The 23487-nt window shown below is 64.3% G+C and carries 22 protein-coding genes; 15 read left to right on the top strand and 7 right to left on the bottom strand.

Features of this window, described 5'->3' with window-relative positions:
* Positions 1–12 precede the first annotated feature (12 nt).
* Entirely contained in the window at positions 13–1368 is a 1356-nt protein-coding gene (locus tag P3R38_RS21685; RefSeq protein WP_023382481.1) for an 8-oxoguanine deaminase, read from the top strand.
* Between the two features lie 82 nt (positions 1369–1450).
* The gene (locus P3R38_RS21690; RefSeq protein ID WP_023382482.1) at positions 1451–2401 is read left to right on the top strand and encodes an adenosine deaminase; all 951 of its coding nucleotides are present in this window, start codon (positions 1451–1453) and stop codon (positions 2399–2401) included.
* A gap of 30 nt (positions 2402–2431) precedes the next feature.
* On the opposite strand, the gene P3R38_RS21695 is transcribed toward P3R38_RS21690, so the two are convergent.
* Positions 2432–3145: a helix-turn-helix transcriptional regulator gene (locus P3R38_RS21695; RefSeq protein ID WP_027907509.1), complete on the bottom strand. Its 714-nt coding sequence runs from the start codon at positions 3143–3145 to the stop codon at positions 2432–2434.
* Between the two features lie 505 nt (positions 3146–3650).
* On the opposite strand from P3R38_RS21695, the gene P3R38_RS21700 reads away from it, so the two are divergent.
* Positions 3651–3848 carry a hypothetical protein gene (locus P3R38_RS21700; RefSeq protein ID WP_081669694.1) on the top strand — a complete coding sequence of 66 codons (198 nt, stop codon included), beginning with the start codon at positions 3651–3653 and terminating at the stop codon, positions 3846–3848.
* Here P3R38_RS21700 and P3R38_RS21705 read toward each other — a convergent pair.
* Both P3R38_RS21705 and P3R38_RS21710 read right to left on the bottom strand, forming a co-directional pair.
* Complete coding sequence (locus tag P3R38_RS21705; RefSeq protein ID WP_104883266.1) at positions 3799–4980, bottom strand: multidrug effflux MFS transporter; 1182 nt, start codon at positions 4978–4980, stop codon at positions 3799–3801. The two genes, P3R38_RS21700 and P3R38_RS21705, sit on opposite strands and share 50 nt — an antisense overlap.
* A gap of 159 nt (positions 4981–5139) precedes the next feature.
* Positions 5140–5337: a cation transporter gene (locus tag P3R38_RS21710; RefSeq protein ID WP_023382486.1), complete on the bottom strand. Its 198-nt coding sequence runs from the start codon at positions 5335–5337 to the stop codon at positions 5140–5142.
* Between the two features lie 146 nt (positions 5338–5483).
* Between P3R38_RS21710 and P3R38_RS21715 the strand changes: the two genes are divergently transcribed.
* From P3R38_RS21715 to P3R38_RS21730, 4 genes are all read left to right on the top strand, one after another.
* A complete protein-coding gene (locus tag P3R38_RS21715; protein ID WP_023382487.1) occupies positions 5484–5870 on the top strand; it encodes a hypothetical protein in 387 nt (128 codons plus the stop codon).
* A gap of 51 nt (positions 5871–5921) precedes the next feature.
* Entirely contained in the window at positions 5922–8321 is a 2400-nt protein-coding gene (locus P3R38_RS21720; protein ID WP_104881221.1) for a heavy metal translocating P-type ATPase, read from the top strand.
* Complete coding sequence (cueR, locus tag P3R38_RS21725; RefSeq protein WP_023382489.1) at positions 8318–8722, top strand: Cu(I)-responsive transcriptional regulator; 405 nt, start codon at positions 8318–8320, stop codon at positions 8720–8722. The genes P3R38_RS21720 and cueR overlap by 4 nt, the downstream gene beginning before the upstream one ends.
* Before the next feature lie 176 nt (positions 8723–8898).
* Complete coding sequence (locus P3R38_RS21730) at positions 8899–10842, top strand: methyl-accepting chemotaxis protein (RefSeq protein ID WP_023382490.1); 1944 nt, start codon at positions 8899–8901, stop codon at positions 10840–10842.
* Between the two features lie 3 nt (positions 10843–10845).
* Here P3R38_RS21730 and P3R38_RS21735 read toward each other — a convergent pair whose 3' ends face one another.
* Positions 10846–11625, bottom strand: a complete 780-nt coding sequence (locus tag P3R38_RS21735; protein WP_023382491.1) for a helix-turn-helix transcriptional regulator — start codon at positions 11623–11625, stop codon at positions 10846–10848.
* A 108-nt stretch (positions 11626–11733) separates the two neighbouring features.
* Positions 11734–13011, bottom strand: coding sequence for an acetyl-CoA C-acetyltransferase (locus P3R38_RS21740; protein WP_186599073.1), 1278 nt, complete (start codon positions 13009–13011; stop codon positions 11734–11736).
* Positions 13012–13129: 118 nt separating this feature from the next.
* Between P3R38_RS21740 and P3R38_RS21745 the strand changes: the two genes are divergently transcribed.
* The 8 genes from P3R38_RS21745 to P3R38_RS21780 all read left to right on the top strand — a co-directional run bounded on the left by P3R38_RS21745 (position 13130) and on the right by P3R38_RS21780 (position 19321).
* Complete coding sequence (locus P3R38_RS21745; protein WP_277686591.1) at positions 13130–14482, top strand: 3-oxoacyl-ACP reductase; 1353 nt, start codon at positions 13130–13132, stop codon at positions 14480–14482.
* A 2-nt stretch (positions 14483–14484) separates the two neighbouring features.
* Positions 14485–15336, top strand: coding sequence for a MaoC/PaaZ C-terminal domain-containing protein (locus P3R38_RS21750; RefSeq protein ID WP_277686592.1), 852 nt, complete (start codon positions 14485–14487; stop codon positions 15334–15336).
* Between the two features lie 153 nt (positions 15337–15489).
* Positions 15490–15795, top strand: coding sequence for a MazG-like family protein (locus P3R38_RS21755; protein ID WP_027907505.1), 306 nt, complete (start codon positions 15490–15492; stop codon positions 15793–15795).
* Positions 15792–16541 (top strand): methyltransferase domain-containing protein, encoded by a 750-nt coding sequence (locus P3R38_RS21760; RefSeq protein ID WP_023382496.1) that lies wholly within the window; start codon positions 15792–15794, stop codon positions 16539–16541. Before P3R38_RS21755 ends, P3R38_RS21760 begins: the two co-directional genes overlap by 4 nt.
* Before the next feature lie 22 nt (positions 16542–16563).
* The gene (locus tag P3R38_RS21765) at positions 16564–17196 is read left to right on the top strand and encodes a DUF4136 domain-containing protein (RefSeq protein ID WP_023382497.1); all 633 of its coding nucleotides are present in this window, start codon (positions 16564–16566) and stop codon (positions 17194–17196) included.
* A gap of 19 nt (positions 17197–17215) precedes the next feature.
* Positions 17216–17785, top strand: a complete 570-nt coding sequence (locus P3R38_RS21770) for a DUF4136 domain-containing protein (RefSeq protein WP_277686593.1) — start codon at positions 17216–17218, stop codon at positions 17783–17785.
* 168 nt (positions 17786–17953) lie between these two features.
* Positions 17954–18424: an A24 family peptidase gene (locus tag P3R38_RS21775; RefSeq protein WP_023382499.1), complete on the top strand. Its 471-nt coding sequence runs from the start codon at positions 17954–17956 to the stop codon at positions 18422–18424.
* Between the two features lie 120 nt (positions 18425–18544).
* The gene (locus P3R38_RS21780) at positions 18545–19321 is read left to right on the top strand and encodes a response regulator transcription factor (RefSeq protein WP_104881218.1); all 777 of its coding nucleotides are present in this window, start codon (positions 18545–18547) and stop codon (positions 19319–19321) included.
* Positions 19322–19342: 21 nt separating this feature from the next.
* On the opposite strand, the gene P3R38_RS21785 is transcribed toward P3R38_RS21780, so the two are convergent.
* Positions 19343–21013: a POTRA domain-containing protein gene (locus P3R38_RS21785; protein WP_277686594.1), complete on the bottom strand. Its 1671-nt coding sequence runs from the start codon at positions 21011–21013 to the stop codon at positions 19343–19345.
* A 91-nt stretch (positions 21014–21104) separates the two neighbouring features.
* Positions 21105–23459, bottom strand: coding sequence for a peptidoglycan glycosyltransferase PbpC (pbpC, locus tag P3R38_RS21790; protein WP_277686595.1), 2355 nt, complete (start codon positions 23457–23459; stop codon positions 21105–21107).
* Between the last annotated feature and the right edge of the window lie 28 nt (positions 23460–23487).

Raw genomic sequence — 23487 nt, forward strand, 5'->3', positions numbered from 1 at the left:
GGAGCCGGCACCATGCCTGCGACCCGTATCTGGTTGAAATCCCCCCTTGCCATCTTCACCGCCAACACCCTCGACGCCCGCGGCGGACTGGTGATCGAAGACGGCCGTATCCGCGAACTCCTGGCCCTTGGTGAAAGCCCCAGCCAACCTTGCGAGCAGGTTTTCGACGCCCGCGAGCACGTCGTGCTGCCCGGCCTGATCAATACCCACCACCACTTCTACCAAACCCTCACCCGGGCCTGGGCGCCAGTGGTGAACCAACCATTGTTCCCCTGGCTGAAGACCCTTTACCCGGTCTGGGCACGCTTGACACCGGCCAAGCTGGAACTGGCAAGCCAGGTAGCATTGGCAGAGTTGCTGCTGTCCGGTTGCACCACCGCGGCCGACCATCACTACCTGTTCCCCCAAGGCCTGGACAACGCCATCGACGTGCAGGTCGAGGCCGTGCGTAAGCTGGGCATGCGCGCCATGCTGACCCGAGGCTCAATGAGCCTGGGCGAAGCCGACGGGGGCCTGCCGCCTCAGCAGACGGTGCAACAAGGTGAAGTGATCCTGGCCGATAGCCAACGGCTTATCCACAGCTACCACGAGCGCGGTGACGGCGCGCAGATCCAGATCGCCCTGGCGCCTTGCTCGCCGTTCTCGGTCACCCCGGAAATCATGCGTGCCAGCGCAACCCTTGCCGAAGAGCTGGACGTGCGCCTGCACACGCACCTGGCCGAGACCCTCGACGAAGAAGACTTCTGCCTGCAGCGCTTTGGCCTGCGTACCGTCGACTACCTGGACAGCGTCGGCTGGCTCGGTCCGCGCACCTGGCTGGCCCATGGTATTCATTTCAACGGCGATGAAATGGCCCGCCTGGGCGCTGCAGGCACCGGTATCTGCCACTGCCCCAGCTCGAACATGCGCCTGGCATCGGGCATCTGTCCGACCGTGGAGCTCGAGACCTCCGGTGCTCCGGTGGGCCTGGGCGTGGACGGATCGGCGTCCAACGATGCCTCGAACATGATCCTGGAAGCTCGCCAGGCGCTTTACCTGCAGCGCCTGCGCTACGGTGCCGAACAGATCACCCCCGAACGCGCCCTCGGCTGGGCCACCCAAGGCTCCGCACGCCTGCTGGGCCGCCAGGATATCGGTGAGCTGGCCCCCGGCAGACAGGCCGACCTGGCCCTGTTCAAACTCGATGAGCTGCGCTTCTCAGGCAGCCACGACCCGCTCTCGGCGCTGCTGCTCTGCGGCGCCGACCGTGCCGACCGGGTCATGGTCGGCGGCCAGTGGCGCGTCATCGACGGCCAGATCGAGGGCCTGGACATCCAGGGCCTCATCGCCGACCACCGCCAGGCAGCCGCCCAACTGATCGCTGGTTGAGGCAACACAGGCCTGGCTGGGCGCATTGCCCGGCCAGGCCCTGTAGAATGGCGGCAACCGTACCTGATTGAGATAACCCCCTATGTATGAATGGTTGAACGCCCTGCCCAAGGCCGAACTGCACCTGCACCTTGAAGGATCGCTGGAGCCCGAACTGCTGTTCGCCCTGGCCGAGCGCAACAAGATCGCCCTGCCCTGGGGGGATGTGGAGGCGCTGCGCAGTGCCTATGCCTTCAACAACCTGCAAGAATTCCTCGACCTCTATTACCAAGGCGCGGACGTGCTACGCACCGAGCAGGACTTCTACGACCTGACCTGGGCTTACCTGCAACGCTGCAAAGCCCAGAACGTAATCCACACCGAGCCTTTCTTCGACCCACAGACCCACACCGACCGAGGTATCCCCTTCGAAGTGGTGCTCAATGGCATCAACCAGGCGCTCAAGGATGGCCGTGAGCAACTGGGTATTTCCAGCGGGCTGATCCTCAGCTTCCTGCGCCACCTCAGCGAGGAAGAAGCGCAAAAGACCCTCGACCAGGCCCTGCCATTCCGCGATGCGTTCATCGCTGTTGGCCTGGATAGCTCGGAGAAAGGCCACCCACCCAGCAAGTTCCAGCGCGTCTTCGACCGCGCCCGCGCCGAGGGCTTCTTGACCGTGGCACACGCAGGCGAGGAAGGCCCACCCGAGTACATCTGGGAAGCCATCGACCTGTTGAAGATCCAGCGTATCGACCATGGCGTACGCGCCATCGAGGACGAACGCCTGATGCAACGCATCATCGACGAACAGATTCCGCTCACCGTCTGCCCACTGTCGAACATCAAGCTTTGCGTGTTCGAACACATGGGCCAACACAACATCCTCGACATGCTGGAGCGCGGCGTGAAGGTCACGGTCAATTCGGATGACCCGGCCTACTTCGGCGGTTATGTCACCGAAAACTTCCATGCCCTGCACACACACTTGGGCATGACCGAAGACCAGGCCCGTCGCCTGGCGCAGAACAGCCTCGACGCCCGCCTCGTTCGCTGATCGACCACACCTGGCATTGCAGGTGGTTGATTACCCCACCTGCAACGTCTTCACCCGGGCGATCTGATTGATGTGCTGAATGCCCATGGCGGATATGTGCAACGCTCGTGTGCCTTTCGGCTCGCGAATCCACCCCGACTGCAGGAACAGCTTGAACATCGCCTGACCCAGGCTTCCGCCGATATGCGGCCCCTGGTCGCTCCATTCGTTGCAGTGACAGAGTGCGCTTGCGCGCTGCTGGCACGGCGCCAAGGCCTCGATATAGACGCCAATGGCGGCCAGTTCCGCCCGGCCCTGCTCGCTGACGAGCAACTGCTGCCCTGCCCCCTCCAGCCAGCCCGCGACCACCAGCCGATGGTACAGCTCGCTTGCCAGTTCTCCGCCAAGGTGATCGCCACAACGGCGTGCCCTGCGCATTGACAACGGTACCTGCAATGGCGCTGCCTTCGCCCCGGCGCCCCTGGCGCTTTCCAGTTGCACGCTGGCCAAGGCCTCGACCGCCGCCCCCACCTGAGGCGTCGCCAGCCGGAAATAGCGCTTGCGCCCCCTGGCTTCCAACCTGAGCAACCCTGCCGAGGACAACAGGGAAAGGTGCGCGCACGCCGAGGATGAGGTCAGCCCAGTCATCACTGCCAGCTCATCGGCTGGCCGCGGTATGCCGTCTATCAACGCCCATAGCATGGCGCTGCGCTTAGGGTCTGCCATCAGGCCGGCGATCTGGCTTATGCTGCTGGCTGCTTTCATGTCCTGGTAACTCCCTGCAAGCTCACTTTGGTTTCCAATGGCCAACCGTGGCAACACGCATCACCAGCACTTCGTCTGCCCCCCTGGCAGGGAAACATGACTCACTGCCGCTGGCCCCGCCGCCAGTATATGCCCGGCAAACACCCATTCAGGATTGCCAGGTACGGGGGCCGTGCCGTGGGTGCACCGACCCTGGAAAGCCCTGGGTTATCCACAGCAGACCCGGCCAGCGCCTGATGGGGCGTGACAAAACCGCAAGCTAGAAGGATTACAGACGAAGCTGGAGGAAAGATCGCCCGCTGCCTTCGCAGATACTGCCGACAACAGGCTTCCCAAAGTAGCGCAAACAAAAGCGAAGGTTCGACATGATTCCAGGCATTGCACCTGGCATTGCAAGGGGCACGGAGGTGGCACCTCAGGACCGTCAGTCAGGACACCATAGCCGGTCATGGCATGCGCTCGGCACAGCGCTACACTGATCCGGCCCCCTCAGAGGTATGCCGCGATGAAGATTGTCGTCACTGCATCAAGCCGAAACCCCAACTGCCCTTGGCAGGTTCAACTCGATCAGCACAAGGTGAGTTTCCGCAGTGAAGCCGAGGCGCGTGCCTTCGTCGCCACGTTGGAAACCCGCCTGAAGGCACCTCACACGCTCATGCCGGACGCCTGGCCTGCAAGTACCGGGTCAGCAGCGCGACACTGACCACCAGTGCGCCACACAAGCTGATCACCATGGCCATCGGTACCGCGCTGCCATCATGCAACAGCCCGACCAGTGCCGCCGCGCCTGCGGCGACACTGAACTGCAAGCACCCCATCAGGGCCGAGGCGCTGCCTGCCCGCGCGCCCTGACCGTTCATGGCGCAAGCCGACGCATTGGGAATGATGCATCCCAGGCTGGCAATGCACACGAACAAAGGCACCAGCAGCGGCCACAACTGCGTCGGCCGCGTGGCCGCCACGCCCAGCAACACCAAACCTGCCGCCAGATACATCCAGACGGCGCGCAGCAGCAGGAAGGCAGGACCACGCTTGGCCAGCAAGCGGGCATTGACCTGTGCAACCAGGATGAAGCCCGCGGCGTTGGCACCGAAGAACCAGCCGTAATGCTCGGCAGGCACGCCGTAAAGCTTGATGAATACGAACGGAGAACCTGCAATGTAGGCGAACATCCCAGCGATGGCGATGCCTCCCGTCAGGGCATGCCCCAGGAACACCCGGTCGCTGAGCAACCGGAAATACTGACGCAAGGCGCCAGACAGCGGCTGCCGGGGTATGTGCGCAGGCAGGCTTTCCGGCAGGCCCATGCCAACTGCCAGCAGGCAGGCCGCGCTGAACAGGCTCAAGGTCAGGAAGATTGACTGCCAGCCGGCAAGGTTCACCAGCACCCCACCGAGCATCGGCGCAAGGATCGGTGCCAGGCCCATGACCAACATCAACTGCGAGAACACCTTGGCCGACGCCACCGCATCGCACTTGTCGCTGACGATGGCGCGCGACAGGACCATACCGGCACAGCCCCCCAACGCTTGGACGAAACGCGCCAGGATCAGCGTGTCGAGGTTGGGCGCGAACGCGCAGGCCAAGGACGCAACGGTGAACAACGCCACACCGAACAGCAGCGGTTTGCGCCGGCCAAAGCGGTCGGCGATCGGGCCGTAGGCCAACTGGCCAATGGACAGCCCGAGGAAATAGGCCGCCAGGGTAGTCTGGACATGTTGTTCATCGGTGGCGAAAGCCTGCGCCATGGCCGGGAAGGCGGGCAGGTAGAAGTCGATCGCCAAGGGCCCGAACGCACTCAATGCGCCCAGGATCAGCACCATTCTCAGGTTCATCAGGAATCCATAGCAGGCTAAGCAAGCGCGTAAGTCTACCTGCTGCGGATGGCCTGAGTATGAAAACATTTGCAACAAAAACCCGGCGATTTGGCGTCGATTACTCTGTGTTGTCGCTGGCAGGCCGCCTCCAGGGTGGGGCGCGGTGCGCCCCCATCCTCACGCCATCTCGGCCTGATAACCCTCTTCGCGGATCGCTTGCAGAATCCGTTCGCTCCCCAGCTCGCTCTGCACACGCACCTGCTTGCCAGCCAGGTCGACTTCAACACGCGCCTGTGGGTCCTGTTCCTGCACCGCTCGGGTCACCGCTTTCACGCAGTGGCCGCAGGTCATGCCTTGTACGTTGAACACTTGCATCGAGGTTACCTCCTTTCAGGATTTGCCTCAGTTTCAACCTTGCCATCGGGTCAAGGTCAAGTTCTGCGGTAAACGGCCGGGCTGGAAATCTGCCTTGACCTCGGCCAAGCTGCGCCTTTGATGATTTGGCAAGTAGGAGATTTCTCATGTTCAGGGCAGCAGTGGGCGTTGTCGGGTTGCTAGGCGCATTGGCCGCCACGCCCCCCGCTTACGCCGAGGGCAACTCGGACTACAGCGTGTTGATCATTTCCCGCGAGCGCCTGGAGGTGGCCACCAGCTGCGAAATCGGCATCTACCTCAACGATCAGCTCTCTGGACGTGTATTCCAGGAACAATCGACCTCCTTCAACCTGCCACCCGGCCCGGTGGACGTGCGCTTGCGTCTGTTGCCAGGGCAAGCGCCTGGCTGCGCCCCGGGTATCGAGGACCAACGCAGCACCCGCTTGAACCTGCAGGCTGGGCAGATCAACAAATACCGCATCGCCATGGGGCACAATGGGCTTGAGTTGAAGCGAGCCGGCCTGGGCTATTGACCTTCCCCACGTGGCAAGGTTGATGCTGGAGGCCAGTCCAAGGAGTGAGCCATGCCCGCATCCACCACGTTCGACCTGCCGATCTCCGGCATGACCTGTGCCAGCTGTGCTGGCCGTGTCGAGCGCGCCCTGCGCAAAGTCGCTGGCGCTGAACAGGTCAGTGTCAACCTCGCCACCGAACAGGCCCGCGTCCTCGCGCCGGCCGACAGCCTGCACGCCCTGGTCGACGCCGTGCGCGAAGCAGGCTATGCCGTCCCTACCCGTACCGTAGAGCTGGAAATCAGTGGCATGACCTGCGCCAGTTGCGTAGGCCGTGTCGAGCGCGCCTTGGGCAAACTGCCAGGCGTCGAGGAGGTCAGCGTCAACCTGGCCAGTGAGCGAGCCCATCTGCGTGTGCTGCAGGCGCTGGATGATCGCCAACTGATCGAGGCGGTGGAGAAAGCCGGCTACAGTGCCCGCCTGCCCCAGGCCGGCGCGGATGAGCAGAGCGATGCGCTCCACCCTCTGCGCAAGGAGCGTTTGGCGGTCGGCCTGGCACTGTTGCTCGCCCTGCCCCTGGTAGTACCGATGCTGGTGCAGCCATTCGGCATTCACTGGATGCTGCCTGCCTGGGTGCAGTTCCTGCTCGCCACACCGGTGCAGTTCGTCCTCGGCGCACGTTTCTACGTAGCCGCCTGGAAAGCCGTTCGCGCCGGCACTGGCAACATGGACCTGCTGGTGGCGCTGGGCACCAGCGCCGGTTATGGGCTGAGCCTGTACCAGTGGGCGAATGCCTCGGGGGAAATGGCGCCGCATCTGTACTTCGAGGCCTCGGCGGTGGTGATTGCCCTAGTGCTGTTGGGCAAGTACCTGGAAAGCCGCGCCAAACGCCAGACCGCCAGCGCCATCCGCGCCCTCGAAGCCTTGCGCCCCGACCGCGCCGTACGATGGGTCGATGGCCTGGAGCAAGACGTGGCTATCGACCAGTTGCGCATCGACGACCTGGTCGTGGTCAAACCTGGCGAACGCTTCCCGGTCGATGGCCTGGTGGAGGACGGCAGCAGCCATGCCGACGAGGCCCTGATCAGTGGCGAAAGCCTGCCGGTGCCCAAACAGCCAGGCGATACAGTCACCGGAGGTGCCATCAACGGTGAAGGCCGCTTGCTGGTACGCACCCAGGCACTGGGCACGGAAACCGTACTGGCCCGGATCATCCGTCTGGTCGAAGACGCCCAGGCGGCCAAGGCCCCTATACAGAAGCTGGTGGACCGCGTCAGCCAGGTGTTCGTCCCAGCGGTGCTGGTGCTGGCACTGATCACGCTGGTGGGCTGGTGGTTGGCCGGTGCGCCGCTGGAAACCGCGCTGATCAATGCCGTCGCGGTGCTGGTCATCGCCTGCCCTTGCGCCTTGGGCCTGGCCACGCCAGCGGCGATCATGGCCGGCACCGGTGTCGCTGCCCGAAATGGCATCCTGATCAAAGACGCCGAAGCCCTGGAGCGTGCCCATGCGGTCAACCGCGTGGTGTTCGACAAGACCGGCACCCTGACATCCGGCAGCCCCCGTGTCGTCCACAGCCAGGCGCTGGTCGGGGACAGCGCAGAACTGCACCGCCTGGCCGGCGCCCTGCAACGCGGCAGCGAACACCCCTTGGCCAAGGCTGTGCTGCAGGCCTGCGCCGAGCAGAATCTGGATGTTCCGACAGTGACCAACAGCCAGTCCCTGACCGGGCGCGGTATCGCCGGGCAGGTACAAGGCCGCGAACTGGCCCTGGGTAACCGACGCCTGCTCGATGAAAGCGGCCTGCAGCCCGGCGCACTGGCCACCCAGGCCCAGGCTTGGGAAACCGAAGGCCGTACCTTGTCGTGGCTCATCGAGCGCGGCGAACAGCCCCGTGTCATTGGCCTGTTCGCCTTCGGTGACAGCCTCAAGCCCGGCGCCGAACAGGCCGTCGCGGCCCTACGGGCACGCCACATCAGCAGCCATTTGCTGACCGGTGATAACCGTGGCAGCGCCAAAGTGGTCGCCGCTGCCCTTGGCATCGATGACGTTCACGCCGAAGTGCTGCCAGCCGACAAAGCCGCCACTGTCGCCGCACTCAAGCAGGATGGCGTGGTGGCGATGGTAGGCGATGGCATCAACGACGCGCCGGCCCTGGCCGCCGCCGATATCGGCATCGCCATGGGCGGTGGCACCGATGTCGCCATGCAGGCGGCCGGCATCACCTTGATGCGTGGCGACCCGCGCCTGGTGCCCGCTGCCCTGGAAATCAGCCGCAAGACCTACGCCAAGATTCGCCAGAACCTGTTCTGGGCCTTTATCTACAACCTCATCGGCATTCCGCTGGCAGCGCTGGGCTACCTCAATCCGGTACTGGCCGGCGCCGCCATGGCGCTGTCGAGCGTCAGCGTGGTCAGCAATGCCCTTTGGCTGAAAACCTGGAAACCCACCACCACCTCGCAGGAGGCCCCATGAACATCGGCCAGGCCGCCCGCCGCAGCGGGCTCAGCACCAAGATGATTCGCTACTACGAGTCCATCGGCCTGCTCAAGCCCGCTACCCGCAGCGACAGTGGCTATCGCCTGTACCACCAGGACGACCTGCACCGCCTGGCCTTCATCAAACGCTCACGCGACCTGGGCTTCTCGCTAGACGAAGTCGCCAAGCTGCTGACCCTGTGGCAGGACCGCCAACGCGCCAGTGCCGATGTGAAGGCCCTGGCCATGCAACACATCGACGAACTGAACCGCCGGATCGAAGAGTTGGTCAGCCTGCGCGATACCCTCGATGAGCTGGTCGCGCACTGCCAGGGCGACGACCGGCCAGACTGCCCAATACTCAAGGATCTGGCCAACGGTGGCGCTTGCTGCCCCTGAAAGCACACCGCTGCTGGCATTTTGGTATGCCATATTAGCCTAAACCCGACCGAATAGTCGCCAAATACGACTTTATCCAATAAATACGGGGGTTTCCCCTCAAAAAGCCGACGCTCCTGCCGATACAACGCTTACTGCCTCGTGTGTCGATAAAGAAAAAAATTCCGGGAGCGTCGATGAACATCAAACAGAAACTGACCTGGGCATTCGCGGTCATCGCCGCCTTGCCCATTGTGCTGGTAGCCACGTTAGTGGTCCTGAACCTGCGAGGCGAAGCCCGCGAAGGTTTCCTCGACGGCAGTAGCCGGGAAATCCGCCAGGTCAGCAATGCGATGAATATCTTCTTCCAGGGCATCGACCAAAACGTGGAGTTTCTGGCCGCGCAGCCCATGGTAGCCGCGACCGGTAACGAGCTGAACAAGTTCATGAGTGCCAATCCGTCCTATGAACTGGGTGCACAGGCGCAGCAGCTGCTCGACTTTTTCACCCGTCTGGCTGACGCTCACCCTGGCTACGCCTACATCTCCTACGGCGTCAGCGACGGCGGCTATGTCGGTTGGCCTGCCGGCCAGAAGTTCGTCAACTACGACCCACGCCCACGCCCGTGGTACCAGCAGGCCATGGCCAACCCCGGCAAGACCGTACGCACCGGGGCCTATTACTGGGCTCCCGACGATGCCGTGCTGGTCAGCACCGTACGCGCTGTCGCCAACAAACTGGGCAACCCAGGCGGTGTGGTCAACATCGACGTCTCGCTCAAAGGCCTGACCGAGATCGTCAAGCAGATCAAAGTGGGCGAAAGCGGTTACCTGATGCTGGTGGAAAGCAACGGTAACGTGATGGTCGACCCGCGCGATGCCAGCCACAACTTCAAACAACTGGCCAGCTTTGGTGACGGCTACGCCGAACTGGCCAAGGCCGGCAAAGGCCTGGTGGAGATCGAGCTCAACGGCACCCGCTACATGGCCAACGTCTACCCGGACGAAAAGCTGGGCTGGACTTTCATCGGCCTGATCGAACAAAGCGAAGTGATGCAGACCACTACCCGCCTGACTTGGCTGATCGGCACCATCGCCCTGGTGCTGGCGGCGCTGTTCGCGGTCGTCGGCGCGGCGTTCGCCAAGCTCATCGTGCGCCCGATCAACAGCGTGACCAGCGGTCTGGAAGACATCGCCCAGGGCGAAGGCGACCTGACCCGGAACCTGGAAATCCGCGGCCGCGACGAAACCGCACAACTGGCCAGCTGGTTCAACCAGTTCCTCGGCGCGATCCGCAGCCTGATTCAGCACATCGGTGCCGCCGCCGCCAAGATTCTCAGCACCTCCAGCAGTTCCACCCGGGTTTCCAGCGACATGGCCGAAGCCGCCGGGCGCCAGCGTGAAGCCGTGGACATGGTGTCCACCGCCTTCCACGAAATGGTCGCGACCGCCAACGAAGTGGCCCGCTCGTGCAGCCAGGCCGCGCAATCGGCCGACAGCGGCCAGCAGCAAGCGCGTGAAGGCCAGCAGCAGATCGATGCGGCGGTGCACAGCGTCGATCGCCTGAGCCAGGAGATCGAGCAGTCGGCGCAGTCGATCCAGCAACTGGAGCGTGACAGCAACGCCATTCAGTCGATCCTCGGCACCATCCGCTCGATTGCCGAGCAGACCAACCTGCTGGCCCTCAACGCCGCCATCGAGGCCGCGCGTGCCGGCGAGCAGGGCCGTGGTTTCGCCGTGGTCGCCGACGAAGTACGGGCCCTGGCCAAGCGCACCGCCGATTCCACCGCTGAGATCGACGGCCTGCTGGGCAACCTGGCCAGCCGTACCGCCGAGGTGGCCGAGCAGATGCACGCCAGCCTGGAGGTGTCGCAGCAGTCGGTCAGCCGGATCGGGCTGGCCCGCGACAGCTTTGGCCAGATTCGCGAGTCGGTGGACATCATCCGCGACATGAATACCCAGATCGCGACGGCAGCGGAAGAGCAGCACCAAGTGGCAGAGGACATCAACCGCCACATCAGCCAGATCCATGGCGATGCGCAACTGGTGGCCGAGCTGGCCCAAGCCGCCCGTCAGGACTCCGAGAGCCTGGCCGGCCTTTCCAACGAGCTGGATGCGCTGGTACGCCGCTTCCGCACCTGACCGCTAGAGCCGCAACTCGCCGGGGGTCGACCCGAACAGCTGCTTGAAGGCGGCGATGTAGGCTGAGGTGGAGTCATAACCACAGCCCAGCGCCGCCTCGGTCACACTCTCTCCCGCTTCCAGCAGGGCCAGGGACGACAACAGGCGCATGCGCTGGCGCCAGTTGCGAAAGCTCAGGCCCGTCTCCCGCTGGAACAGGCGCATCAGGGTTTTCTCCGAACACGCCAGCTGTCTGGCCCATTCCTGCAGGGTCTGCGGCTGCTCGGGTGTGGCGATCAGGCCGTTGCACAAGGCCAGCAGCCCGGGATGACGCGGCAACGGCAGTGAGAACCCAACCTCAGGCAATGTACGCAACTGATCGAGTAGCACAGACACCAGCCGTGCTTCGGGACTGTCGCCTTCGGGGTAATCCACGGGGAACAGGCAGAACTGCTTGATGAGTTCACGCGCCAGCGGCGTCACTTCCAGGACCCGGCACTGCGTCGGCGCCCACGGGCAGGCATCGCGGCGCACATAAAGGCTGCGCATTTCAGCCTGCATCGAGGTAACGACTTCGTGTTCGGCATCAGCGGGAATCCACACGCCCCATTGCGGCGGCGCGAAATAGCTGCCATCCGCGGTGTAGACGCCGAGCACTCCGCTGATGGCATAGGAGAACTGCACCCAGTCATGGCGGTGCCGCGTGGTCCAGGAGCCGGCGCCAAGGCTTTCGGCACGGGCGTAGAGCGGCCTGGGCAGGTGATCCAGCACTGGGATGGGGCGTGGGTGTCCGATGGTCGGCATGTGGGTTTCTTGTAGTTCTGACCAGACAAGCCTAACACGGGACTATCGGGCTCATCGCCGGCCAGCCGGCGATGGGATGCCTGAACCGTGGGCTTGTCGTGCAAATGCTCAACGCTCGACGATAGCCGTGACCCCCTGCCCACCCGCCGCGCAGATCGAGATCAAGCCCCGGCCCTTGCCTGCCGTCGCCAGCAACTTGGCCATGTTGGCCAGAATCCGCCCGCCCGTCGCGGCGAAGGGGTGGCCGGCCGCCAACGAACTGCCCTTGACGTTGAGCTTGCTGCGGTCGATCGCCCCCAGCGGGCCATCGAGACCCAGTCGTTCACGGCAGTAGTCGGCGTCCTCCCAGGCCTTGAGCGTGCACAGCACCTGGGCGGCGAATGCCTCGTGAATTTCGTAGTAGTCGAAGTCCTGCAGGGTCAGGCCATTGCGCGCCAGCAGACGCGGCACGGCGTACGCTGGCGCCATCAGCAGCCCCTCCTTGCCAGTGACGAAGTCCACCGCGGCCGCCTCGCCATCGACCAGATACGCCAACACCGGGAGGCCTTGCGCCTGTGCCCACTCCTCGCTGCCCAGCAACACCAGCGAGGCGCCATCGGTCAGCGGGGTGGCATTACCCGGCGTCAGCGTGCCTTGGCCGCTTCGGTCGAACACCGGTTTCAGCGCACCGAGTTGTTCGAGCGTCAGGTCCCCACGCAGGTTGTTGTCGCGGGCCAGCCCCATGAACGGCGTCAGCAGATCATCCTGCCAACCTTCGGTATAGGACGCAGCCAGGCGCTGGTGACTGAGCAGCGCCAGTTCGTCCTGTTCGGCGCGGCCAATCTGCCAGGTCTGAGCCATGCGTTCGCAATGCTCGCCCATCGACAGGCCGGTGCGTGGCTCTTCGTTACGCGGCAGTTCTGGCTTCAGGTGGCCGGGGCGCAGCTTGAGGAACGGTTTGAGCCGCTCCCCCAGCGTCCTGCCCCGGTGAGCCTGCAGCAGAATCCGGCGCAAGCCTTCGCCGACGGCGATGGGCGCATCGGACGTGGTGTCCACCCCGCCGGCGATCGCGCTGTCGATCTGCCCCAAGGCAATCTTGTTGGCCACCAGCAACGCCGCCTCAAGGCCGGTGGCACAGGCTTGCTGGATGTCATAGGCAGGCGTCTGCGGCGACAGCCGTGAGCCCAGCACACACTCGCGGGTAAGGGCCATCTCGCGGGAGTGCTTCAGTACCGCCCCGGCAACGACCTCCCCCAGCTTCAATCCATGCAGCCGGTAGCGTTCGATCAGGCCTTCCAGAGTGATGGTGAGCATCGCCTGGTTGCTGGCATTGGCATAGGCACCGTTGGAGCGGGCGAAGGGAATTCGGTTGCCGCCCAGGATCGCGACCCGGCGAGTTGAACGCATGCGCATGTTCCTCCTGAAACAATTTGATCCGTACAGCCTAGGTGTTTTTACCGCATTCGAACGACCTTGCCACAAACTTGGTCCACACTTGCAAGCTTGCATTCAGGGAGACCCGCACATGAGTGATCGCTATCTAGGCTTCGCCAACTCCAACCTCGGTCGACGCCTCGTGGATGCCTTGGGCCTGCCCCACCCCGCGCCCCTGGAGCGCTGGCAACCCGGCCGCCTGCGCCCGGTCGAAGGCGCATTGGTGCTCGGCGGTGGTCCGCTGGCGAACCAGGTCGAGTCTATCGCCCCGCGCCTGACCGACGATTTCTATAGCTTCAATGGCGAAGACCTGCAGGCACCCGCCTGGGTCGCCGGCCTTGGGCCAAAGTTGAAGGCTGTGGTGTTCGATGCCAGTCATCTGTCCGACAGCGACGGGCTGAAGCAGTTGCGTGAGTTCTTCCAGCCGCTGCTGCGCAGCCTGGCCTCCTGTGCCCATGTAGTGATCCTCGGGCGTGCGCCGGAAAGCCTCGACGACCCGATGGCCAGCGTCGCACAACGCGCCTTGGAGGGCTTCAGCCGCTCGTTGGCCAAAGAGCTGCGCAACGGCGCCACTGCACAATTGCTGTACGTGGCCCCCGGAGCACAAGATCAACTTGAAGGGGCCCTGCGCTTCTTCCTTTCGCCCAAGAGTGCATTCATCTCCGGTCAGGTACTGCGTCTTGAGCCCTGCGCCAGCCAGGTCCAGGACTGGACGCGGCCTCTAGGTGGGCGCCGGGCCCTGGTCACCGGGGCCGCACGCGGGATTGGCGCAGCCATCGCCGAAACCCTCGCGCGCGACGGCGCAGAAGTCGTGCTGCTGGATGTACCCCAGGCCCAGAAGGACCTCGCCGCCCTGGCCGCACGGCTCGGCGGCAAGGCGCTGGGCCTGGACATCTGCGCCAGCGATGCCGCTGCGCGATTGCTTGAAGCCTTGCCCGGCGGAATCGATATCGTCGTGCACAACGCCGGTATCACCCGCGACAAGACCCTGGCCAACATGACGCCGGAATACTGGGACGCAGTACTGGCGGTCAACCTCAAGGCCCCGCAGGTATTGACTCAGGCGCTGTATGACGCCGGCGCCCTGGGCGAAGAGGCTCGCATCACGCTGCTGGCGTCGGTCAGCGGTATCGCCGGCAACCGTGGCCAGTCCAACTATGCAGCAAGCAAGGCCGGGCTGATCGGGCTTGCCCAGGCCTGGGCGCCGAAGCTCGCCGAGCGAGGCGCCAGCATCAATGCCGTGGCCCCCGGTTTCATCGAAACCCATATGACCGCCGCCATGCCCATGGGGCTTCGCGAAGCCGGCCGACGCCTGAGCTCCCTGGGCCAGGGCGGGCGTCCACAAGATGTCGCCGAGGCGATTGCCTGGCTCAGCCAGCCTGGCTCCGGTGCGATCAATGGCCAGGTGCTTCGGGTTTGCGGCCAGGCGCTGATGGGAGCGTGAACATGGATCGACAGTGGCACGACCTGCACAGTCCAGACGCGCGCGCCAGCCTCTATCTGCGCGCGGCGAGCAAGCGCAAGATCAGCGGCGACACGCTTCCGGCCTCGGGCTTGCGTTGTTTCCTTCATGTACAGCACGACAACCTGGCGGCCTACCGCCGGCTCTGCCACTTCCCCGATGACGGCCGCTTGCCGGGTACCTACCCGCACATCATGGCGTTCACCCTGCAACTGCAGTTGCTGACCGCCCATGACTTTCCCTTCCCGCTGCTGGGGCTGGTGCATGTGCACAACCGCATCGACGTGTTGCGGCCGCTTGGCGGCATCGACGGTCTGCGGTTTGCCGTTCACGCCGAGAACCTTCAGCCGCACGCCAAAGGCGGCACCTTCGACCTGATCACCGAGGCCGAAGACAGTCTCGGCCTGCTGTGGCGCGAAACCAGCCGCATGCTGGTACGCGGCTTGCGCCTCGATGGGCAGCCCGAAGAAGCACCTGCCCCCGACACCGCCCCATTGCCAGAAGCCACCCGCTGGTACGCCGACAGCGACATCGGCCGGCGATATGCCAGGGTCTGCGGCGATTACAATCCGATCCACCTCAGCGCTGCCAGTGCGCGCCTGTTCGGCTTCCCCAAGGCCATCGCCCATGGCATGTGGAGCAAGGCCATGGCCCTGGCGGCACTGCGTACGCACCTGCCCAGCAGCGGCTACCGCTTCGAGGTGGATTTCCTGAAACCGGTACGGTTGCCGTCCGAGGTGGTGCTCAGTGCCAGTGAAGCGGGGGCAAGCGGTGAACTGCGGCTAGACGGGCATGGCGATCTGCTGCACATGGTCGGGTGCTGGGCGCCACGGTAGGAGCAAACCCCATGGCAAGGTTGCGAGAGGGCCGCACAGCGGCTCCCGCGCCCGGCGTCACTGCATCAATGACAGGTCGAGGCTGGAAGCCTCCCGAATCCACTTGCTTTGCACCGGGCCTCCACCGAAGCTATGCAGCATTAGGAGACCCCGATGAACCTGCAAGAACTCACCGAACGCCTGCACCAGATTCGCGACAACAACGACTGGCGCGGCTTCCACAGCCCGAAGAACCTGGCCATGGCCGCCAGCGTGGAAATGGCCGAACTGGTGGAAATCTTCCAGTGGCTGAGCGAAGACGAATCACGCCAACTGCCCGCGGACAAACTCGCCCACGCCGGCCAGGAAGTGGGCGACGTGGTTCTCTATCTGTTGCTGCTGTGCAGCGAACTGGGCCTGGACATGGAACAGGTGGTGCGCGCCAAGCTGGCCGACAGCGAGAGGCGCTTCGCCAAATGAACGACCGTCACTTCGATGAGCTCGCCACGCGTTTTGCCGAAAAGATCTACGGCGGCGCCAAAGGTGCGATTCGCCTGGCCGTGCTCCAGGCCGACCTGGCCGACGCCCTGCCCGACCGCCCGCTGCGGGTGCTCGACATCGGCGCAGGCCTTGGCCACATGGCACTGTGGCTGGCCCAACGCGGCCACCACCTTACCCTGGCCGAACCCGCCGCCCCGATGCTCGAAGGCGCCCAGGCGCGTTTTGCCGAAGCCGGGCAACAAGCCACCTTCATCCAGGCCCCCTGGCAAGACCTGCTGGGCCAATTGACCGAGCCTTACGACCTGGTGCTGTGCCACGCGGTGCTCGAATGGCTGGCCGAACCCGAAAGCATCCTGCCGGTACTGCACCAGTTGACCGCCCCAGGCGGCTGGTTGTCGCTGGCGTTCTACAACCGTGATGCGCTGGTCTACCGCAACCTGCTCAAAGGCCATTTCCGCAAGTTGCGCAGCAACAGATTGCAAGGTGAAAAGCAGAGCCTGACGCCGCAGAAACCACTTGATCCCCGTGAGCTCAAGGTTCACCTTGATCCTGTGTGGCAGGTAGAAAGTGAAAGTGGTGTCAGGGTGTTCCACGACTACATGCCCAAGGAATTCCAGGACAAGGCCGAGCTGCTGGACCTTCTGGAAATGGAACTGGCCCACCGTCGTCACCCAGCCTTTGCCGGCTTGGGCCGTTACCTGCACTGGATCTGCCGCCCCCGCTGACCCCGCCCGCCGGGAGGACTACATGCCGTATCGCTTGCTGTGCCTGGCCTTGCTGCCGTTAGCCCTGGCCGCCTGCCAGGGTGCCAACCCGTATGTCGCCAGCAGCCGCCCGCTGCCCCCCGCACCACCCCAGGCCGCAACGACCTTCGATGCCAGTGCCTACCCGGCACCGACACGGGACTACGGGCATTACCGCAGCTGGAGCTGGCGCAACGGCCAATTGCCCAGCAGCAGTGCCAACGCCGACCCCAGCCAACTGGCCGACGCTGTCAGCGGTGCCCTCGACCAGCACGGGCTACGCCCGGCCAGAGGTGGTACCGGCGACTTGCTGGTGAGCGCCGACATCCGGCTGGAACGGCGCCTGCGCCAGGTTCGCGATTACGACTATGACCCCTACTACGGCCCCTACCCCTATGGCGGCGTCGGCTTCGGCGGTTACCGCAATGGCTATGGGGCCTATGGCAGCGTGCCCATCGTGCGCACCTACGAGGTCGAGGTGATGGTGGTACGCATCGACCTGTTCGACGCCCGCAACGGCCAGCCCGTCTGGAGCGCCAGCGCCGAAAGCGGCAGCGACCAGGACTCACCACGTGATCGCGAGCAAGCCCTGCGCGAATCGGTGCACAAGGCGCTCAGCGGCTATCCTCCTAGTTAACGTTCAACGGAGAACCATCATGTTGCGCCGTCTCGTTGTGCTGTCATTCGCGCTGTTGTTCGCCGCTTGTGCAAGCAACAACGTCCAACAGGATTTCGACGCGAGCCGCGATTTTGCTGCCTATCGCAGCTGGGCATGGCAGGAGCCAGGCTTGCAGTACCGACCCGATGACCCTCGCATCAAGAGCGACCTGACCGAGCAGCGCATCCGTCAGGCAGTTGCCAGCGAGCTGGATCAACGTGGTCTGCGTCCTGCGCAGGGCAGCGCCCGGCCTGATCTGAAGGTCCAGGCCTACCTGATCGTCGAGCAACGCCAGCAACAGATCACCACCAACTATGGCGGCGGCTGGGGTGGTTACTGGGGAGGCTATTGGGGTGGCCCGATGTACAACGAGACCCGCAGCGTCGACTACAAGGTGGCCACCCTCCAAGTCGACATGTTCGATGGCCACGATGGCAAGCTGGTGTGGCGCGGCAGTGCCGAACAAATCATGAACAACTACCCACCAAGCCCCGAGGAACGCAATTCCGCGATCCAGAAGACCATTTCCCAGGTGCTGAGCAAGTACCCACCGGGTAGCAAGCAATAAGACTGCGCTGGCCTCGACATCCGTGACCGCCTCACTGTGCGTGGACGGTCATGGATGAAACCTTTTTTCCCTCACGCCACGCCCGTTCGTCGGATTCCGTCTACCCTGACTATTGAAACCTGACTGCCTGGATAGATCAGTTCAACGAATAGGGATGGCGACCTGCCCATGCAAAGCATTGTTCTCCTGATGTGGCTTGCCTTGTGCGCCGAACAAGATGTCCGCGAACGGCAGATCTCCAACATGCTTACCCTGGGTGTGGCCGCTTGTGCCCTGGTGTGGCTGTTCGCAACCGGACACAGCTGGATCGGCGCCGACGCCAGCGATGCCGGCTGGGCGCTGGCCATCGTCATGCTGCTTACCCTGCCCGGCTACATGCTCGGCCGCTTCGGCGCTGATGACGTCAAGTTGATGGGCGCCCTGGCGCTGGCCACCAGCTACCAGTATGTACTCGGCACCTTCATTGGTGCCGGGATCAGCGTCCTGCTGTGGTTGCTCGCCCGGCGACGCTTGTGGACCCTGATGAATCCGAAGGTCAAGAAACGACTGCAAGCGCTGACTGAGCAAATGGGCGACAAGCAAGCGTTCGTGCCTTACGTGCTGGCCGGCTTCATGCTCACTGCCGTATGGATCCAATAGTCATTTCCATGGTCCGAAGTGTTGTACAAAACTTGTACAAAGTTGGGAAGTAGGACTACTTTTCTAACTGCCAGAGCGTCTGGCCCGGGAGCAGGGCCGATTACGAACAGGGAGTTGATCGTGAGCAAGCCAACGAGTGAGGTAAAGGTGCTGGTTGTCGATGACCAGCAGTTGATCGTCGAACAGTTGTGTGAATTCCTCGAAAGCCATGGCCATCGCTGCGTGCCGGCTTTTTCAACCGACCAGGCCATCGAATGCTACGTGGCGGACCAAGCCATTGGCCTTGTGCTGTGCGACCTGCACATGCCCAAACGCGATGGCATCGAGTTGGTTCACGCACTCAAGGAAGTCGCCGGACGTGAGCGTCTGTTCGAGGCGATCATGCTGACCGGGCGAGCCGAGAAACAGGATGTGGTCCGCGCGCTGCGCGAAGGTTTTGCCGACTACTACCAAAAACCCGTGGACCTCGATGAGTTGCTCGAAGGTGTACGCCGCCAGGAGCAATCGTTACTCGAACGCCAGAACAGCTTCCGCGACCTGGGCAGCCTGAACCGACGCCTGCAGGAGCTGGCCGAATCGATCGACGAACTTTACCAAGACCTGGAAAAAGCCCGCGGCCAGGGCGTGCACCGTCGAGCCAGCGATGCCGAGGAAAACGAAGCCGAGCTGCCAGCTGCCTTCGAGAAGCTTTCGCCACGCCAGCTGGAAGTGGCCCGCCTGGTGAGCAAGGGTAAGACCAACTACCAGATCGCCTGCGAGCTCGGTATCACCGAGAACACCGTGAAGCTCTATGTATCCCAGGTACTGCGCCTGACCCATATGCACAACCGCACCCAGCTGGCGTTGGCCCTGACGCCTAGTTCGTCTCCTGTGCACCAGCGATTCACCACGCACTGAGGGCATCGAAACCGGCCAGGCTCAGGGCTGGAAGCTGAAGGTCAGGGTCCAGCGCGGCCCGCGATCGAGACTGTCCAGCGCCACATCCGCCAACGGCTTGGCCACTTCCAGCGCGACACTGCCACGGCGACCGTCACCCAGGCGCACACCCAGTGCCACAGCGCTCAGCTTTGAATCCTCGAGGTGCCCGCTGTTGTACCAGGCACGCGCGCTATCGAGCACACCATAGGGTTGCACCTGGCGGAGCAGCGCACCATCGAGCTGAAAGCTGTAGTTCAGCTCGTAGGCCATGCCCCAGCCCCTGTCGCCCGCCGCCTGGTCCCGAGGGTAACCCCTGCCGAAATTCTGTCCGCCGAACACCGCCCTTTCACTGTCGGGCAGCCGGTCATCGCTCCAGTACAACGCCCCAGAAAGCACACCCTGCCAGTTGTCCATCAGCCGATCGCTTTGCAGCCCCGCGACGCGCATACGCAAGAAGTTGAGGTCGTAGTCGCCATCGCTATGGCCCCCCAGATAATCCAGGCCTTGGTAGACCCCCGCAGTGACGATCCGCAATCGACGCGGGTCGGCATGGCGCCAGTCGCCGCCGAACGACAAGGCCCGTAGCGAGGTCGCGTTGTTTCGAGAAGGCACGCCCTGCCCTGGCCGGTCTTCGATGTGCTCGCTGACGGCATAGAAATGCCCAGCCACCGTCATCCACTCATCCGCCGCGACGATCACCGGCTGACGCAGCCCTACTGCGTAGCGATCGCTCTCCCGGCGTTGCGTCATGGTCCGGCCATGGTCCAGGCGAACGCGTGTATTCGGCTCGCTACGGTAGCGCGTGGCAGACACCAGCAGTTGGCTGCCTTCGGCATCGAGGTACTGGCTGTACTCCAGATGCTGGTATCGGGTCTGCTCGTCGCCTTTGGGCTGGATGACGCTGGCCGCGACGCGTTCGGCAAAGCGGGTCTGCGAACGACTGGAAACCCTGAGCAATGCTTGCGGCTCGTCACGGTTGCCATCGCTAAGGGTCAACGCCGCGTCGAAGGGCCTGCGCCGGGCACGAACGGTCAATTGGGTCGCACCGTCCGCTTGAACGGTGGCAGGCAGTTCGGCCTCGATGGACACACCGGGCATCCGCTCGGCCAGGCCGAGGTAACGGTCGAGGGTCTTGCCGGTCAAGGGGCGCTCGGCCTTGAGCCGCGTCAGCAACTGCTCGAGGTAGGCGGCGGCAGGTCCGATATCGCCTACCAGCCGGTAGTCGCGGATATAGCCCTCGACCAGCACCACCTGCACCCGGCCTTCGCTGACGTCCTGGGGCGGTAGGTATGCGTAGGACAGCAGGTAGCCGTCACCCCGATAACGCTCAGTCAGGCGATCGGTGAACTGTTGCAGTTCGCCGAAGGTGGTTTGCCGCCCCATCAGCGGCTGGAAATGCTCGCGCAGTTCACTGAGCGGGTAGACGGTCCCCCCTTCGAAACGCACCTTGTGCAGCATCAGCGGAGTATTCGTCGGCAGCGATGCGCGTTGCTTGGCGAGCGGAGCCCACACCCGCAGCCCAGGTGCCAAGGGGCGATAAACATCCAGCGGCAGGTTGGCGGCGGGCAGGCGGCGCTCATTTTCGTGGCCGTCGAGAAAGCCAGGCAACGGCTCGGCATGAGCCAGGTTGGCCCAAGACAGCAGCAACAGGGGCACGACCAGAGGACGCATAGGACACTCCATGATCCCTTGGGTACCAGGGCGCCAGCCGGTCACCCCAGTCACTTGCAAGCGTAGGTGCTGGACCTGCAAACGTCGACCGTCACTCGTTGACCTCAAATGCCACCCGCGCGGTCTCGCCGCTTTCGTCCAGGGCGCTCAGCTCGATCTGTCCGGCCTTGTCGAAACGCACCAGCAAGCTGTTCTGCCCCTCGGTCTCGCCCAAGGGCTGGCCGTTGAGGAACCACCAGCGGCGCCCGCCTCCGCCCAATGCCCAGACATGCAGTTGCAGTGGCTCGCTGCTGGTCGAAGGCCTGCGCAGGTTGTCCCCAGGGCGCACCCCCACGATCGACAACGGCGGCACCCGCGCCGCAAGCTGCGGCGGGCAACCAGGGTCCACGGCTGGCAACCGGGCAGCGCGACGCTCCTGACGCCCCAACCAAGGCTCGAGCGGGGCGGGCCACAGGGCGACCTCTCGCGCCTTGGCACCGGGGCAGGTGCTGTCGACGCGCAGGCCCTGGTCGTTCACCCAGACCGTTTCCCGCAGCCCAAGCCCGATCGGCTGGTCGGCCGCCTGTAGGGTGGGTGGCGTGGTGCCTTCCAGGGTCCAGGCGAAGCGCTGGCGACGGCAGTTGGGGTCTTGCCGCTTCATTGGCTGGCCCAAAGGCCAACAGATCGCCGCCACGCCAACGCTTTGCGGCACCTGCTCCACCGGCGCGGCAATGCCACGTTGGCTGTCGCGATTGCTCAACAGGTCATGAACCTGCAGCATCAGCGGCGCTGCCGAGGCCAGGCCAAACTGCCCAGGCACCGGCGTACCGTCGGGGCGACCGATCCACACACCGATCAGGTAACGCGGCCCTACCCCGATCGACCAGGCATCGCGAAAGCCATAACTGGTCCCGGTCTTCCAGGCCAGCAGCGGCCGTTGGACCAGTTCGGCATGTGGGTCACGGTCAGGGCGGGCCTGGCCGCTGAGAATGCGGCGGATGATCCAGGCCGCCCCCGGCGACAGCAGGCGTCGTTCCACCAGCGGGTCCTGCGGCCGCAGGCGTACCTGGGCACTGTTGCCCGCCCTGGCCAACGCCGCGTAGCCTGCGACCAGGTCTTCCAGGCGACTGCCGGCGCCCCCCAGAATCAGCGACAGGTTGGGCTCTGCCAGGGGCGGCAGCACCAGCGGTATGCCCGCATTTCGCAGCTCCGCTGCAAAGCGTTTGGGGCCGTAGGCTTCAAGCAGTTGGACGGCTGGCAAGTTCAAGGACAGGGCCAGCGCCGAACTGGCTGCCACCGGCCCGCTGAACCCCATCGAGAAATTGCCGGGACGGTAGTCACCATAGCGGCGCGGCACGTCCTGCAGCAGCGACTCGGAATGAATCAGGCCGTCGTCCAGCGCCATGCCGTAGAGAAATGGCTTGAGGGTCGAGCCGGGCGAGCGGAGGGATCGCACCATGTCGACATGGCCGAATCGGCGCTCGTCGGCCAGGTCGATTGAGCCCAGGTAGGCCCTGACGGCCATGGTCTGCGATTCCACCACCAGCACCGCGGCCGAGGTGCGCTCCGGCAGGCGTGCACGCCAGCCTAGCAGCAGGTCTTCCAAACGCCGCTGCAGGTTCGCGTCCAGGGTGGTACGAATGAGCGGCGGACTGTTGGCCGTGTTCAGCCGGCGCGCCAGCAACGGCGCCAGCGCAGGCTCCTGGCGCGGGGCCAGCAACAGGGGCTCCTCGGTAGCCTCCTTGATCTGCAAGGCAGGCCACACGTGATATTCGCCCAGGCGCTGCAGCACTTTGTCCCGCGCCCGCTGGGCACGCGCCGGATGACGGTCCGGGCGCAAACGGCTGGGCGCCTGCGGCAACACCGCCAGCAGCGCAGCCTCGGCAGGGGTCAAATGCATCGGCGACTTGCCCAGGTAAGCCCAACTGGCCGCCGCTACGCCCTGCAAGGTGCCGCCAAATGGAGCACGGTTCAGGTAAAGCTGCAGGATCTCGCGCTTGGACAGGTGCCATTCAAGTTGCCCGGTGCGCCACAGTTGCCGCAGCTTGCCGGCCAGCGTTCGATCATGCGGGTCGAGCAGCCGGGCCACTTGCATCGACAGGGTGCTGCCACCCGAGACCACGCGCCCACCGCGCAGGTTGAGCCAGGCCGCACGGGCCAGGGCCAAGGGGTTGATACCCGGGTGGCTGTAGAACCAACGGTCTTCATAGGTCAGCAGCGCCTGCAGGTATAGCGGCGAAACTTCCTCGGGGCTGACCGGGTAACGCCACACGCCATCGGCATCGGCGAAACGCCACATCGGCGTGCCGTCTTCGGCCAGCACCACCCGTGCCAGATCATCCGCTGGCATGGGCAACGGCCAGAGGCGGTCGGCCAGCCACAACAGGCCCGCCGTCATCGCCAACGCCAAGGCACAACCGCACAGCAAGCGCCCCGCACGGGTATGCAGGCGGGTTAAGCTTGGCATTGGGAACCGACCTGGCCAGGTGATGGCC

This window comes from Pseudomonas sp. NyZ480 (assembly GCF_029537255.1).
In the GTDB taxonomy this organism is placed as follows: domain Bacteria; phylum Pseudomonadota; class Gammaproteobacteria; order Pseudomonadales; family Pseudomonadaceae; genus Aquipseudomonas; species Aquipseudomonas taiwanensis.

Excerpts from the sequence above, each read along its gene's own strand:
- P3R38_RS21715 (WP_023382487.1), top strand. The coding sequence starts at position 5,484 with ATGTTCAGGGCAGCAGTGGGCGTTGTCGGGTTGCTAGGCGCATTGGCC.
- P3R38_RS21775 (WP_023382499.1), top strand. The coding sequence starts at position 17,954 with ATGCAAAGCATTGTTCTCCTGATGTGGCTTGCCTTGTGCGCCGAACAA.
- P3R38_RS21750 (WP_277686592.1), top strand. The coding sequence starts at position 14,485 with ATGGATCGACAGTGGCACGACCTGCACAGTCCAGACGCGCGCGCCAGC.
- P3R38_RS21735 (WP_023382491.1), bottom strand. The coding sequence starts at position 11,625 with ATGCCGACCATCGGACACCCACGCCCCATCCCAGTGCTGGATCACCTG.
- P3R38_RS21690 (WP_023382482.1), top strand. The coding sequence starts at position 1,451 with ATGTATGAATGGTTGAACGCCCTGCCCAAGGCCGAACTGCACCTGCAC.
- pbpC (WP_277686595.1), bottom strand. The coding sequence starts at position 23,459 with ATGCCAAGCTTAACCCGCCTGCATACCCGTGCGGGGCGCTTGCTGTGC.
- P3R38_RS21785 (WP_277686594.1), bottom strand. The coding sequence starts at position 21,013 with ATGCGTCCTCTGGTCGTGCCCCTGTTGCTGCTGTCTTGGGCCAACCTG.
- cueR (WP_023382489.1), top strand. The coding sequence starts at position 8,318 with ATGAACATCGGCCAGGCCGCCCGCCGCAGCGGGCTCAGCACCAAGATG.
- P3R38_RS21700 (WP_081669694.1), top strand. The coding sequence starts at position 3,651 with ATGAAGATTGTCGTCACTGCATCAAGCCGAAACCCCAACTGCCCTTGG.
- P3R38_RS21755 (WP_027907505.1), top strand. The coding sequence starts at position 15,490 with ATGAACCTGCAAGAACTCACCGAACGCCTGCACCAGATTCGCGACAAC.
- P3R38_RS21745 (WP_277686591.1), top strand. The coding sequence starts at position 13,130 with ATGAGTGATCGCTATCTAGGCTTCGCCAACTCCAACCTCGGTCGACGC.
- P3R38_RS21765 (WP_023382497.1), top strand. The coding sequence starts at position 16,564 with ATGCCGTATCGCTTGCTGTGCCTGGCCTTGCTGCCGTTAGCCCTGGCC.
- P3R38_RS21720 (WP_104881221.1), top strand. The coding sequence starts at position 5,922 with ATGCCCGCATCCACCACGTTCGACCTGCCGATCTCCGGCATGACCTGT.
- P3R38_RS21710 (WP_023382486.1), bottom strand. The coding sequence starts at position 5,337 with ATGCAAGTGTTCAACGTACAAGGCATGACCTGCGGCCACTGCGTGAAA.
- P3R38_RS21685 (WP_023382481.1), top strand. The coding sequence starts at position 13 with ATGCCTGCGACCCGTATCTGGTTGAAATCCCCCCTTGCCATCTTCACC.
- P3R38_RS21760 (WP_023382496.1), top strand. The coding sequence starts at position 15,792 with ATGAACGACCGTCACTTCGATGAGCTCGCCACGCGTTTTGCCGAAAAG.
- P3R38_RS21730 (WP_023382490.1), top strand. The coding sequence starts at position 8,899 with ATGAACATCAAACAGAAACTGACCTGGGCATTCGCGGTCATCGCCGCC.
- P3R38_RS21695 (WP_027907509.1), bottom strand. The coding sequence starts at position 3,145 with ATGAAAGCAGCCAGCAGCATAAGCCAGATCGCCGGCCTGATGGCAGAC.
- P3R38_RS21705 (WP_104883266.1), bottom strand. The coding sequence starts at position 4,980 with ATGAACCTGAGAATGGTGCTGATCCTGGGCGCATTGAGTGCGTTCGGG.
- P3R38_RS21770 (WP_277686593.1), top strand. The coding sequence starts at position 17,216 with ATGTTGCGCCGTCTCGTTGTGCTGTCATTCGCGCTGTTGTTCGCCGCT.
- P3R38_RS21740 (WP_186599073.1), bottom strand. The coding sequence starts at position 13,011 with ATGCGTTCAACTCGCCGGGTCGCGATCCTGGGCGGCAACCGAATTCCC.